This is a genomic window from Bacteroidia bacterium, assembly GCA_025056095.1.
Classification (GTDB): domain Bacteria; phylum Bacteroidota; class Bacteroidia; order JANWVE01; family JANWVE01; genus JANWVE01.
In genome coordinates this window covers 1-13,406 of the sequence record JANWVW010000061.1, presented here as the reverse complement: position 1 = coordinate 13,406, position 13,406 = coordinate 1, and the positions used below count along the sequence as shown (strand labels likewise).

Annotated in this window: 12 protein-coding genes and 1 tRNA gene; 7 read left to right on the top strand and 6 right to left on the bottom strand. The window is 38.0% G+C overall.

Translation table 11 applies throughout. The features are described from left to right. On the top strand, positions 1-3,738 hold a 3,738-nt coding region (locus tag NZ519_06500), incomplete at its 5' end, for a S8 family serine peptidase (GenBank protein MCS7028401.1). On the opposite strand, the gene NZ519_06495 is transcribed toward NZ519_06500, so the two are convergent. After that, positions 3,681-3,926: a hypothetical protein gene (locus tag NZ519_06495; protein ID MCS7028400.1), complete on the bottom strand. Its 246-nt coding sequence runs from the start codon at positions 3,924-3,926 to the stop codon at positions 3,681-3,683. The genes NZ519_06500 and NZ519_06495 overlap by 58 nt on opposite strands. A gap of 298 nt (positions 3,927-4,224) precedes the next feature. Between NZ519_06495 and NZ519_06490 the strand changes: the two genes are divergently transcribed. The 6 genes from NZ519_06490 to NZ519_06465 all read left to right on the top strand — a co-directional run bounded on the left by NZ519_06490 (position 4,225) and on the right by NZ519_06465 (position 9,279). After that, on the top strand, positions 4,225-7,158 hold the full coding sequence (locus NZ519_06490) for a tetratricopeptide repeat protein (protein ID MCS7028399.1): 2,934 nt from the start codon (positions 4,225-4,227) through the stop codon (positions 7,156-7,158). A 115-nt stretch (positions 7,159-7,273) separates the two neighbouring features. After that, positions 7,274-7,347: transfer RNA gene (locus tag NZ519_06485), tRNA-Met, on the top strand. A 27-nt stretch (positions 7,348-7,374) separates the two neighbouring features. Then, complete coding sequence (locus tag NZ519_06480; GenBank protein MCS7028398.1) at positions 7,375-7,758, top strand: dihydroneopterin aldolase; 384 nt, start codon at positions 7,375-7,377, stop codon at positions 7,756-7,758. A 30-nt stretch (positions 7,759-7,788) separates the two neighbouring features. Beyond that, positions 7,789-8,877: a flippase-like domain-containing protein gene (locus NZ519_06475; GenBank protein ID MCS7028397.1), complete on the top strand. Its 1,089-nt coding sequence runs from the start codon at positions 7,789-7,791 to the stop codon at positions 8,875-8,877. A gap of 139 nt (positions 8,878-9,016) precedes the next feature. Next, on the top strand, positions 9,017-9,208 hold the full coding sequence (locus NZ519_06470; protein MCS7028396.1) for a hypothetical protein: 192 nt from the start codon (positions 9,017-9,019) through the stop codon (positions 9,206-9,208). Further along, the gene (locus tag NZ519_06465) at positions 9,148-9,279 is read left to right on the top strand and encodes a hypothetical protein (protein MCS7028395.1); all 132 of its coding nucleotides are present in this window, start codon (positions 9,148-9,150) and stop codon (positions 9,277-9,279) included. Before NZ519_06470 ends, NZ519_06465 begins: the two co-directional genes overlap by 61 nt. Before the next feature lie 45 nt (positions 9,280-9,324). Here the strand turns inward: NZ519_06465 and NZ519_06460 are convergent, their stop codons facing one another. From NZ519_06460 to NZ519_06440, 5 genes are all read right to left on the bottom strand, one after another. Then, entirely contained in the window at positions 9,325-10,146 is an 822-nt protein-coding gene (locus tag NZ519_06460) for a GNAT family N-acetyltransferase (GenBank protein ID MCS7028394.1), read from the bottom strand. Continuing rightward, positions 10,140-10,616 carry a hypothetical protein gene (locus tag NZ519_06455; GenBank protein MCS7028393.1) on the bottom strand — a complete coding sequence of 159 codons (477 nt, stop codon included), beginning with the start codon at positions 10,614-10,616 and terminating at the stop codon, positions 10,140-10,142. The genes NZ519_06460 and NZ519_06455 overlap by 7 nt, the downstream gene beginning before the upstream one ends. An 8-nt stretch (positions 10,617-10,624) precedes the next feature. Then, positions 10,625-11,587, bottom strand: coding sequence for a hypothetical protein (locus tag NZ519_06450; protein ID MCS7028392.1), 963 nt, complete (start codon positions 11,585-11,587; stop codon positions 10,625-10,627). Between the two features lie 38 nt (positions 11,588-11,625). After that, a complete protein-coding gene (locus NZ519_06445; GenBank protein MCS7028391.1) occupies positions 11,626-12,264 on the bottom strand; it encodes an O-methyltransferase in 639 nt (212 codons plus the stop codon). Positions 12,265-12,525: 261 nt separating this feature from the next. After that, complete coding sequence (locus NZ519_06440) at positions 12,526-13,377, bottom strand: site-specific DNA-methyltransferase (protein ID MCS7028390.1); 852 nt, start codon at positions 13,375-13,377, stop codon at positions 12,526-12,528. Between the last annotated feature and the right edge of the window lie 29 nt (positions 13,378-13,406).

Here is a 13,406-nt window from a genome sequence, read left to right as displayed (position 1 = left end):
AGTGCCGAAGACATTAACCATAACGGCACTTTTGAGGCTAAACCAGTGTCCCAAGGGGGCGATTTAGATGGAATTGACCAAGACAATAATGGCTATGTAGATGACGTTATAGGTTACGATTTTACGCATCAACCTCGCGCCCCCTTCGGTGGAGATTACCTCTTTGAAGATCCCATCCCTTTTGACGACAATGGTCATGGTACTTTGGTTACAGGAATTATTAGCGCTGCACACAACACTATCGGCATAGCAGGCATTGCCCCCGAGTGCAAAATTGTGGTACTACGCGCTTTTAGCGCTTCAGGTATAGGTGAAGATGATGATATTGCCCGTGCTATCATTTATGCCGCAGATAATCAAATTCCTATCCTTAATTTCAGTTTTGGCGATGTGTATCCTTCCATACTTATGCACGATGTGATTCAGTATGCCTATCAAAAAAATATTACAATGATAGCTTCGGCAGGTAATGCCATTGGCGATGATCCCCATTATCCCTCTAACTTTCCCGAAGTTATTGCCGTTTCTGCATCAGACTTTAATCCTGTAACAAATACCGAGTTTTTATGGCAATTTAGTGGATATGGCATCAATATAGACCTTTGCGCGCCAGGTTCAAGAATTTATACTACGGCATGGTACGATAGTACTAGTACCACACCCAGCTATTATGGCACATTTAACGGTACTTCTACAGCAGCTCCTATGGTTACAGGTGCCGCAGCACTGCTCAAAAGCAAAAATGCTACACTTTTACCTGCACAAATTCGTACTATTCTATGCTCTTCCGCAGATGATATCGGCAACCCTGGTTGGGATAACTATACAGGTGCAGGAAGGTTAAACATTTACAAAGCGCTGCTATTGACAGGCACACCTATGATTCAAATTCTCTCCCCTGCTAATGACACAGGTTCAGACAAAAACGCCATTGCTATTATTGGAAACGTACTACATCCCAACTTGCTTAAATATCACCTTTATTATGCTATAGGAACAGAAAACCCTACGGTTTGGCAAAATATTACCCTCAACCAAAATACCCAAAAATACCAAGACACGTTAGCCATTTGGAACATAAGCACATTATTGGATACCTCCTACACTTTGCGCTTGTCCGTAGAATTGACTAACGGCACTACTCTCGAAGACAGAGTACACTTTGTGAAAGACAAAACTCCGCCTAATATCCAACTTAAAAATGTTGCTCCTATTTGGGATAACGACGAACAAAAAATTTTTGTAGAAGTGCGTTCAAATGATATTGCTGTACATCAATTGTACTTCAAACCAACTTTTAGCACTACTTGGCAAACTTTAACCTTTGATAAACGTACTAAAAATGCCCATTTTCTCATCCCAAATAATTTTCTTATTCCTAACACTACGTACAGTGCCTACGTAAAATGCACAAATGCAGCAGGTCTGACTGCACAAAGCAGCACATTTAACTTTGTTTCTACGCAAAAATTTATCAGTAAAGACCAGTATGTACCGTTAAACAATTCCCCTACCTTACCTTTCGGTAGGTACTTACCCAAAGTTACCGATTTGAATAACAACGGCAAAAAAGAAGTCATTTTGACCTTATTAGACAGTAAAAATGATTTCAGAGGCATATATGCGTATGAGTATAATGTTATTCATCAATTCAATCCCATAGATTCACTTAAAAACGGCTCTTCAGGTTGGATTATCAAAGACATAGCAGACATCAATAACGATAGCAAACCTGAAATGCTGTACTCCATTCAAGACTCGTTTTATGTAACTCAACAAAGTACAGGACAGATTTTGCCTAAACAAATTTTATACAGCAACCTCAAAAACGGATACTACCCTGCTCAATTCATTGACTTTAATCAAGATAACCTAAAAGATATTTTAGCCAAAGATTTTAGGGATTATGTAGTTTTTCAGAACACAGGTAGCGGATTTGTTAGAAATTTTACCTTACCCGATGTGAGCAGTAATTATCAAGGTTCGGTAGCTCCACGCGCGCTCTACGGTGATTTTGACCACGATGGCAATCCTGATATTGTTTATGGCACATTAGGCGGAAATATTTTAATTTATGAATTTGACGGCACTACTTTCAACCTTATCTACAAAAACGAAACTTCACTTTGGTATGCAGGCGAATTGCTCATTCAAGGAGATTTTGATAACGATAGCAAAGAAGACTTTTGTGTTATTACACGCACCTCTACCTTAAAAAATGCAGATAAAGAGTACGACGCACCCTTTTGGAAACTGCGATTTTTTCACAGCAGTGGCAACAATCAATTTTTTGTCAAAGACTCGCTGTATTTTTACGAAACAGCTAATACCCCCTTTAATGCAGCTCTATCCTACAATGTGGATAATCAAGCAGGGGAGGAAATTATTTTTTCGTTTTATCCCAAAACGTACATTATTCGGTACAATTCCGCTACACAAAAATATGAACCACACTGGTTTTATTACGGTACTATCAATGCTTCTCACATTGCGTACGATTTTAACGGAAATGGCAAAGCAGAATTTTCTCTTAGTGATGGTGAAAAAGCCATATTTTTTGAATTTCAAGACTATATTGTGCAGCCTACTAATCAACTTTTAGGTTTTGTTACAGGACCTAGTAGTACTTTACTCAAATGGCAGCGTTCTGCTACGTCAAGTGTGCAATACAGAGTGTATAGAAGCAAAGGTTTTAAGCAAAACATACCGAACACCGTGTTTACTATTGCACTAACTTCGGATACCTTATACAAAGACACAGGACTTTCCAGCGACTCATTGTATTTATATGCTGTCGAAGTAGTACAAGGTACAAATGTCAGCCCGTTAAGCTATAATGTAGTTATTTTACGCCCACATCCTTTGAATAAGTTAGACTCTGTGCAGTATATTGGTAATCAACAGTGCATAGCATACTTTGCTAATCCCATGAACGCCTATCATATTCCTTTGGAGAAAATACGTTTGAATGATACTTTGTCCCCGCAATCTGCCATAGCGTTGGGGGATAGCAGAAAGGTTTTGCTAAGGTTTAATCAACTTTTGCAGCCGAACACGTACATTTTGCATGTAGATACTACTTTGTTAGATAAAGAACAGGCTTACGTAAATTCTTTGTACAAAATGGCTGCTTTTACTGTACCTTCAAAACCTGAAGATAATGCAGTGATATTTAGTCGCTGGTTTAGTATAAATGCCCATGAAGCGATTATTGAATTTAATACACCTGTCAATAATACTGCTCTAAATTTAAACAATTACACACTTACGCCCATAGGTAGTATTGAGCAGATTACTTGGGAGGGTAGTGCTCAAAAAGCCATTAAAATAAAGATAAAACAAGCTGCTTTTGGTGCTTTAGGCAATCCTCTTTCCATTCAAATGCGGAATGTTGTAGCCATAAATGGATGGCAAAGTAAGGCAGGTATAGGGGATGTCGCCACTTTTACGCAGTACAAAGAGAATTTAGATGAGGTATTTGTATATCCTAATCCTTATAGAGCAAACAGTACTCTCAGTGGAGTGCGTTTTGCAAACTTGACGAAAATGGCAAGAATAAAAGTTTTTACAGCCAATGGACGTTTAGTCAAGGAGTTAGAGGAGAAAGATGGCGATGGGGGTTGTTTTTGGGATTTACGAGATATTACAGGAACGGAAGTGCCTAGTGGAGTGTATCTATTTTATGCAGAAGATGACAAAGGGCATAAAAAAGTAAGTAAATTTGCTGTGGTGCGATAAAGATTATCTTTTTTTTGGGCGTGCCCTTGCCCACACGTCGCTTGCGCTTGTGTGGGCAAGGTCGGCGTGCTTCGGGCTACGCTTTCGCTTCGGTGCTGCGCCCCACCCGCCCACCCCCTAGGCAAGAGTAAAAGTGTGGGCGAGGGGCTTCGCACCAAGCCTAACGGCTTGCCCTTCGCATGCCTCACGCAAGGAGCGCTGCAAGTAGATTAACTTTATCCACTCAAAGTTTAATCTTGCAAATAACTGAAAATAAGCATCAAACAAGGTAAAGCAAGAGTATGCTTAAAAACAGGGTAAAACCCCAAAATGCAGGGTAAAACTGCGTGAGGGGCATGGAGCATGCCGTTAGGCAGTGCGAAGCGTGAGCGTAGCACCGCAGCGCACGCGTAGTGCGGAATGCACCGACCCGAGCGTTAGCGAGGGACACGCCCAAAATAAAAAACACCTATCTTTATTAACCTGATTTTTTCATACTTTTGAGGTATGAAATTGCCCATTTTCTGTATTCTAACTTTTTCGATTTTATCTATTTTTGCCCAATCTTGGCAAAGTGCGTACGATAGCTGCTTAAAATATCAAGAGAAGCGTCAATACAAAAAAGCTGTAGAATGGGGTGATAAAGTATTAGAACTGTATGAAAAACAAGTTCAAGTAAAAGATACAAATTATAGCAATATCTTAAATGCACAGTTTGAAAACTGTTACTATGCAGGCTTATATAAACAAGGTGAGTTTTACGCCAAAAAAGATAGTGCTTGGACAAAGGAAAAGGATAAAGTAAGATACGGTTACTCCTGTAACAATTTAGCTTTGTTATACAAAGGTCAAGGCAAATATACTGAGGCTGAGGTATTATATAAAGAAGCAAAAGAAATTTTTGCCAAAGTGCTGGGAAAAGAACATCTAGATTATGCTATTTCTTGTAATAATTTGGCTGGGTTATACACAGATCAAGGCAAATATGCTGAGGCTGAACTGTTGTTCAAGGAAGCCAAAGAGATACGTGCCAAAGTACTAGGAAAAGAACATCCTGATTATGCCAATTCTTGTAATAATTTGGCTACATTATATCTGAATCAAGGCAAGCATGTTGAGGCTGAACTGTTATTCAAGGAAGCCAAAGAGATACGTGCCAAGGTGCTGGGAAAAGAAAATCCTAATTATGCTCAATCTTGTAATAATTTAGCTTTGTTATACCGAGTTCAAGGTAAATATGCTGAGTCTGAACTGTTATACAAAGAAGCGAGAGAGATACGCGCTAAAGTGCTAGGAAAAGAACATCCTGATTATGCTCAATCCTGTAATGGTTTGGCTACATTATATTATGCTCAAGGCAAATATGCTGAGGCTGAAGTGCTATACAAGGAATCTAAAGAGATACGTGCCAAAGTACTAGGAAAAGAACATACTGATTATATTTCTTCTTGTAATAATTTGGCTTTATTATACAAGGATCAAGGCAAATATGCCGATGCTGAACCGTTATTCAAAGAAGCGAAAGAGATTTGTGCCAGGGTGCTGGGAAAAGAACATCCACTTTATGCTACTTATTCTAGTAATTTAGCAGGGTTATACTATGCTCAAGACAAATATACTGATGCTGAACCATTATACAAAGAAGCGAAAGAGATTTGCATCAAAGTGCTAGGAAAGGAACATCCACTTTATGCTAATTCTTGCAATAATTTGGCTGCGTTATATCAAGTTCAGGGCAAATATGTTGACTCTGAACTATTATTCAAGGAAGCCAAAGAGATTCGTGCCAAGGTGCTGGGAAAAGAACATCCTGATTATGCTAATTCCTGTAATAATTTGGCTTCATTATATCAAACCCGAAATCAGTATGAAATAGCTGAAGCTTTATTTCTAGAAGCTATTCAAATCAAACTCAAAGAAATTGAAAGTAATTTCAAAATTCTTTCAGAAGAAGAAAAAGAAAAATATATTCAAGCGAATATAAATCGATACTTAAACAGCTTTCAAAATTTTGCTTTGAAAAGATACGCACAAAATCCTGTTATCACACAAGAGAGTTACAATCTAATTCTACAAACCAAAGGGCTTATTTTGCAAAGCACAGAAAAAATCAAAAACCGTATTTTGAATAGTAAAGATGAGGAACTTAAAAAACTATATGTAGAATGGAAACTAACTAAAGACAAATATGCTAAAGCCCAAAATTTAACCTATAATGAAAGAAAACAAAAGAAAATCAATTTAGACAGTTTGGCGCAGCAGGCTAATGAATTAGAAAAGCAACTTGCGTTAAAAAGCGAAGATTTTGCCTATACGTTTGTACCCAAACCTATCACTTGGAAAGATATTCAAAATAAACTGACAAAAAACCAAGCGGCAATTGAAATTGTGCAAGTAGAAGCCAACAAAGATAGTGTAGTCTATTTTGGATTATTGATAACTAAATGGAGTAAGTACCCTGAACTTATTTTGCTGCCCTACGGAAATATGCTAGAAAAACAATTTTTTATTAACTACTATCGCAGTACTCGGCATAAAATTTTAGACCCATACAGTTACAACGCTTTTTGGAAAGCTTTTGCAGACAAACTTAAAGATATCAAACAAGTTTTCTTTTCACCTGATGGGATTTATTACAAAATCAACGTTTCTACTTTATACAACGTAGAGCAGAATAGATACGTGTTTGATGAGGTAGAAGTGATAAATGTAACGAATAGCAAAGACCTTCTTGAAAAAAAAAGCGTTGCAAGCAAGAATAGCTATTTAATTGGCAATCCTAAATTTAATCTTGAATTAGATACAAAAGACAATGAAAAGCCCATTGAGCAGCGGAGCATAGAGAACTTATCTCAATTAGAAGGGGCAGAGCGGGAAGTTAAACAAATTTGTAATTTTTTGTCGAATGCGGTTACTGTAACAGGAGCAGATGCTACGGAGGAATTTATCAAGTCTTTGAAAAATCCGCGTGTTTTGCACATTGCTACGCATGGATATTTCAAGAAAGGGCAGTATCAGAGCTCTACCCAGGCAATGCTCAATGCAGGACTTTTGTTTGCAGGCGTAGTAGATTATGATAGGATGGAGATGCGTCCATTAGACAAGGAAGATGGGAAATTAACGGCGTTTGAAGTGATGAATATGGAGTTAGATAGTACGGAGTTGGTTGTGTTAAGTGCATGTGAAACGGGTTTAGGGCAAGCAAGTAAGGAAGGAGTTTATGGCTTACAGCGTGCTTTTAAGGTAGCGGGGGCGCAGAGCATCATCATGAGTTTGTGGAAAGTAAACGATGAAGCTACGCAGTTGTTGATGACCAAATTTTATGAAAATTGGCAAAAAAAGGGCATGCATAAGCGCAAAGCGTTTGAAGCAGCACAGAAAGAAATTCGCAAGCAGTATAAAGAGCCGTACTATTGGGGTGCTTTTGTGATGATTGAGTAAACTATTGCCGCTTGTTAGCAACAAAATGGCAGCTTTATTCCTCTAAAATAGACATTCATTTATGCTCAAAATTTGGAAAATTTGAAAAATATACCTAAACTTGCAGCGCAATTTTGGCGAGGTAGCTCAGCTGGTTAGAGCGTAGGATTCATAACCCTAAGGTCAGGGGTTCGATCCCCCTCCTCGCTACAAGCCCTTAGAAAGGGCGTTTTTTGTATGTCTTACGTTTATGTCATAAAGCTAAACCAACTAAGCTACTTCGGCTTTCACGGAGTAGAAGAGCATGAAAGAAAAACAGGTAACCGTTATGATGTGGATATAGCGATTACACTTTGTAGAGAAATCCCAATTGAAAACCTATCTCAAACAGTCAACTACGCTGATATAGCTAACCTGGTGGCACAAGTGATGAAAAACAATTTCAAATTGCTAGAAGAAATGGCGCTACACATTATAACGATAATAGAAAAACAATACGTGCAGAATTCTTTTTTTGACAATGGTAAAATCACAAAAATATGGGTAAGTATCAGCAAGCATAATCCGCCAATAGGCTTTTTGTGTAAAAAAAGTACTGTTGAGCTCTGCAAAGAATACTAAACTCAAAAAGTTCTATATTTGTGCATAAAAGTGGATATACAAGAAAGTAAATTACAAAAAAAATTAGGTTACAAACGCTTACTTATCCCCTTAGTGATAGGTTTAGGGACAAGTGCTTATTTTGTGCATCAAGCTTATCACCCTGAATTGATAGACAAACTCCTCAACGCTAAGCTACATTGGATACTAATAGGGGCTCTGTTTATTCTCATTCGAGATTTAGGCTACATGTATCGGATAAAAATTATTTCCAAGGATAAGCTAAGTTGGTATAAAAGTTTTGAGATTATCATGTTATGGGAGTTTGGTACAGCTATGATGCCTGCTTTTATAGGGGGAACGGGATTAGCCGTAGTTTTTTTATATCGGGAGGGGTTCAGTGCAGGTAAAAGTACTGCTTTTGTTTTGCTCACAGCAGTAATTGACCAATTTTTTTATGTTTGGGCAGTGCCTACGGTGGTTTTACTAGCAGGATACTCGCATGTTTTTCCGACTATGGCTGAAGTTTTCGAAAATTACGGTGGCAAATCGCCATTTCCTTTTCCGCTTTCTACGCTGCTTTTATTAAGTTACTTAATCAACTTATTTTACTGTGTAACTCTTTCATATACAATGTTCATCAACCCGCACTTAATTCCAAGATGGATAGATAAACTTTTTCGCACCCGTATATTAAAGCGCTTTCATGAACCTGTTATGCGGGAGGTAAATAATTTTACTGTAGCTTTTTACGAACTAAAAGGTTATTCTGCTTCATTTTGGGTAAAGTTGGTCAGTGTTACGATGGTAGTTTGGATTGGTAGGTTTTTTTTGGTCAATTGTTTGATAGAAGCAATAGGAATTGTGTTAGTACCTGAGGGAGTAGTAACTACTCATGCGCAGATATATGGGCGATTGCTGGTAATGTGGGTAATTATGCATTTATCACCCACCCCAGGTGGAGCAGGAGTAGCGGAAGCTATTTTTCCTACTTTTTTGGGTAAGTACATCATTAGTGGTATGAGTTCTACTATTGCTTTGTTATGGCGGTTAATTTCGTATTATCCGTATTTGATAATAGGTTCGTTGATTTTACCGCGTTGGATACAAAAGACACGTAAGAGAATTCCGATAGAGTGAAATTTTTTTATTGTTCAGATAATTTTTGAAGAAGGTATTTTTTGGGCGTGCCCCTTGCTGACGCAAGGGTCGGGGCATTCCGCACTGCGCTTCGCTTCGGTGCTTCGCTAACGCTACGCACTGCCTAACGGCATGCTCCATGCCCCTCACGCAGTTGACCTGTGCAATTATGTCTTTACCTTATTTGACATTGAAGTACAGCTACTTACAAGCTAAAACTTTGCATAAGATACAGAGAAATGGTTGTTTCAGAGATCTCTTGCGTGAGGCATGCGGAGGGCGTGCGTCAGCACGGTGCGTAGCGAAGCGCAGCACCGAAGCGTTAGCGTAGCCCGCAGCACGCCGACCTTGTGGGCTTTTGCCCACAAGGGCACGCCCAAAAAAATATTCTTCAAATTTTAATTTCTGAAAAATGTGCCGAGAAAAATATAGTCAATTTACAAGCAACTAGTAGGCAAACCAATCGGAATGTCCAAAGTAGATAGGCAAATCTAACATAAAGTCGTGAGTGTAGATAAGAATTTCAGGTTTGAACGCAGGTAAAGCAAGCGCTTTGTACATTGCTTGAATAAAAAAACTTTGCCGCCTATTGACTAAAAACCGTACCTTTTGGTGATAATGCCGCACTGCTTTGACTACCATAGAAAAATAATTTTTATCCTGCGAGCATTCCATTAAGCGAAGTCCGAAAGGTTCTTTTTTCAAAACCACAAAAGTTTGTAGTGAAGTGTCTTTCATTATTTCATAGCTCACCGTATTTTGAAAATACCAATCAATATCGTGAGTATTTTTTTGCCAAGCCGTGTGTAAAATAAAACTTTTTACCTCCTGTAAAGAAACGGGTTGCAAAGTCAATCTTTGAGGTAACACAGGGTAACTTGTATAAGTATGTATATGCCTACTGACCTTAAAACCTGCATTGATTTCGGCTTTAAGAATATGGGCATTTTTGACACCTATGCCGATTACATACTTTCCGTAGAAAATTAAACTCTTTAAAAGCTGCGTGGCTATACCTTGCTTTCGGTGCTGCGCATCTACTACTGCATCTACAGCCCAATAAATTACGTCATTGTTTCGTAGTTGAGAAAACAATCCGCCAATAAAACCTACGATTTTATCGCCTTTATGAGCTACAAGCAATATATTTTGAGCATGCCGAAGATACTTCTGTTGAAAAGTTTCCCAAGTGAAATGAGGTTCTTCCTGCTGAATAAGGTTGACAATAGCTGAAAAATGATGTGCTTGGGCAAGGTCTATCTTTACCATTTGGGCTTAATATGCGCAATGATAAAAACCAAAATTGTAAGAAAAATGGCTATGTAAATAAAAATGTCCATTATTTTGTTGATTTTGCCAATGCGACTATGCATTTCTTCCACAGGAATTTCTCTGCGTTGTACTTTAAGTTCATCTATTCGTTTAACTACGCCCACATCTATGCCCCACGCGTTGAGTCCTGCAATAAAAAGCAAGAGAAACAAAATCATTTTGACTGTAAACCAAGTAGGTACTGTTTTTATACCGACATAATTAGCGGTAATTAAAAGTCCCATTCCTGAACCGAAAATAATCACCATTCCGAAAATAGCTAAAGGGGTAAATCTGCGCTTAAAGTAAGCTCTATATCCTTCGGTAAGAAAGTCCTGTTTTTTATACCGTAGCAACCAATAGGCAGACAAACCTGCCAACCATAACCAAGTTCCAAAATGGTGAATAATTTTCAATGTTTCGTTCATACGTACATTTATTGCAGCTTTTCTATTAGAATTTCTCCCATGTAGGTATCCGGGGTTTTGTTAAGTTGGATAAGAATAATTTCATCTTTGGTACTTTCATGGCGTTTGAGGTCGGTTTGCCACATTTCTGCTATGTTTTTTTCCTTTTTGATTACTACCAAAGCTAACAGGGACTTGTCATAATACCGCACTTCATTTTTTTGACTGTCAAAAAACCTTCCATCTTCTTTCTGCCATTCTTTTTCTGCTAAAACGATTTTGAGAATTTCATCTTTGGGATATTTTTCATTCCATTTTTTGCGAATAAATTCCCTGATTTTTTCTTTATCGCTCCCAGTATAGACTTCAGGAAGCAACTCCGAATTTTCTAACAAGTGCATCCGTATAGTATGATAAGTAGTTTTTACTCTAGCTTTTGCGTTTTCAATGGCTATCAAGCGTTGAGGATTAGGTTCTTTCAAATACAACATTCCTTGGTAGGCTATATACACATTAAGATGCTTGATAAGTTCGCTTTTGGGTGAAAAAAGTGAGTTTTTGGTTTCATCTACCAGTATTTTTTGATTAAGATAAAGCGTAAGTAAGCTGTCTATTTTATGGTAAGCCGTTCGGCTAATTGCTTCCATGTCTGTGCGTAAGCTGTGAATTTGCTTATAGCATAAGCTAACTCCATTTTTAGCATCTTGAAATACATCTTCCATGCCCGAAGGTTTGCGATATACTTGATGATACTTTTGCATGTAGTTTTGGTATTTTTTTTCGCAGACTTTAATAATAGAGTCGCTTTTTTGCAGGTTTTCCACTTGTGAGCGTAGAACTGCGGCATCTTGCGTATTTAGTCCGCCGTAGTAAAGTTCATTGATAGTACTTAAAGTTTCATAGTCTGCCCAAAAGTCAGGGTATTTTTTTGTATCCAATTCAGGATATTTTTGTGCTGCGATTTGAGCTAAGGCAGGTAATTGTACAACCATTATACTCCAAAAGAATAGAAGTCGTACAAAGTTCATCTTTATTTTACTCGGATTATCATCAAGCCATCTCGGATAGGAAGCAATAGTTTTTCTACACGAATGTCTTTGAGAAGGTAGGTATTAAATTCTCTCAAACTTTGGGTTTCTTTATCTTTATGTTCTTCGTTTAATACTTTACCACTCCATAATACGTTATCCGCCAAGATGAAAGCCCCTTTTGGCAATTTGGGAATGAGCATTTCGTAATAAAAAAGGTAATTTTCTTTGTCTGCATCTATGAAAACGAGGTCAAAAGGGTAATTGAGTTGCGGAATGATAGCCCGAGCATCACCTATTCTAAGCTCTATTTGCGAGTGGTATTTAGATTGTGCAAAGTATCTGTGGCATATACTTTCTAGTTCTTCGTTGATGTCGATAGTAATGAGTTTGCCGTCGGGTTGTAGCCCTTCTGCTAAGCAAAGTGCGGAGTAGCCTGTATAAGTGCCAATTTCTAAAATGTATTTAGGGCGTATCATTTTGCTGATTAGGCTAAGCAATCGCCCTTGAAAGTGTCCGGAGAGCATGCGGGGATATAGGACTTTGGCGTGGGTTTCACGGTTGAGTTGTTGTAATAGTTCAGGTTCAGGTTCTGTATGCTGGCGAGCATATTCTTCAATTTCGGGAGGTAAAAAATCCATACTTTTGCAAAAATAAAAGTTTTTATGTTGTCTAAAAAATAGTTTTGTTTTTTGGGCGTGCCCCTTGCTGCGCAAGGGTCGGGGCATTCCGCATGTAACCCGCAGCACGCTGACCTTGTGGGCTTTGCCTACAAGGGTACGCCAAAAAAAGAATTCATATCTCTCTAATTTTTGTAAAATGTGTATCTGAACCAAAAACATGAAAAACAAAATATAGCCTTGAAAAGATAAACAGGAAGTAGACTTTATACGATTTTTAGTTTAGAGATTAGTTTTGAACAAATCGGGATATTGAGATTTTTTATGAAGTTTTTTGTCCCAAAGTCCTTCTTCTTTACGTTGTTGAAAAGTTTTTCTAACTGTATGTTTATCAAGTTCTTCTTGTACTGCAGCTTTTTCTTGCCAATAGTTATCCAAACGTTTTTGGGCAAGGTCTAAATACTCTTGAGAAATATCAATTCCAATGTAGTTTTTATCTAGGAGTTTAGCCGCTACGCAAGTAGTTCCACTGCCGCAATAGGGATCTATGACTATTCCAGGGTTTTCGTTGAGAATAGAATAAATGCAACGCGTAGGTAACGCAATAGGAAACGGTGCAGGGTGATTTACTTTTTGCTCAGGATTGAAGCGCCATATAGAGGTAAGCAATGCATGTTTGGAAAGCAACTCTTCGCCAACCAGGTCAGTATCGTTTTTAGGTTTATACAGCCAGTAAATACGTTCATCTACTTGCCAAAATCGCCAACCTCTAAGGTTAGCTGCTATCATTCTATCCCAAATAATTTCCTGCCGAATATGCCATTTTGTTTGACAAATCCACTGAATGGGATGCAAAAGAATTCCTTTTTCCCAACGTATTTTATGATTGTAGAAAAAACTTCCTCCTGGTTTGATTATTCTATACAATTGATTGAGCACAGCTATTTGTTCTTGTTGATATTCATGTTCGTTTTTTTTATCGCTTGCTAAATCGTACTTGACATTTTTGACCAACCAGCCTTTTTTATTTTCTTGTTTGTTGTAAGGGGGCGAGGTTATACCCATATCTACACTGTTATCTGGCAGTTTTTGCAGTTCCTGCAAGGTATCTCCACAAATGAGTTTATTTATCATATTTTTTTAACAATTCAGAATAGAATTTG

Bases quoted from the DNA above. Each gene is read 5' to 3' on its own strand.
- NZ519_06490 (MCS7028399.1), top strand. From the start codon at position 4,225: ATGAAATTGCCCATTTTCTGTATTCTAACTTTTTCGATTTTATCTATT.
- NZ519_06480 (MCS7028398.1), top strand. From the start codon at position 7,375: ATGTCTTACGTTTATGTCATAAAGCTAAACCAACTAAGCTACTTCGGC.
- NZ519_06470 (MCS7028396.1), top strand. From the start codon at position 9,017: ATGCCCCTCACGCAGTTGACCTGTGCAATTATGTCTTTACCTTATTTG.
- NZ519_06465 (MCS7028395.1), top strand. From the start codon at position 9,148: ATGCGGAGGGCGTGCGTCAGCACGGTGCGTAGCGAAGCGCAGCACCGA.
- NZ519_06460 (MCS7028394.1), bottom strand. From the start codon at position 10,146: ATGGTAAAGATAGACCTTGCCCAAGCACATCATTTTTCAGCTATTGTC.
- NZ519_06455 (MCS7028393.1), bottom strand. From the start codon at position 10,616: ATGAACGAAACATTGAAAATTATTCACCATTTTGGAACTTGGTTATGG.
- NZ519_06450 (MCS7028392.1), bottom strand. From the start codon at position 11,587: ATGGTTGTACAATTACCTGCCTTAGCTCAAATCGCAGCACAAAAATAT.
- NZ519_06445 (MCS7028391.1), bottom strand. From the start codon at position 12,264: ATGGATTTTTTACCTCCCGAAATTGAAGAATATGCTCGCCAGCATACA.
- NZ519_06440 (MCS7028390.1), bottom strand. From the start codon at position 13,377: ATGATAAATAAACTCATTTGTGGAGATACCTTGCAGGAACTGCAAAAA.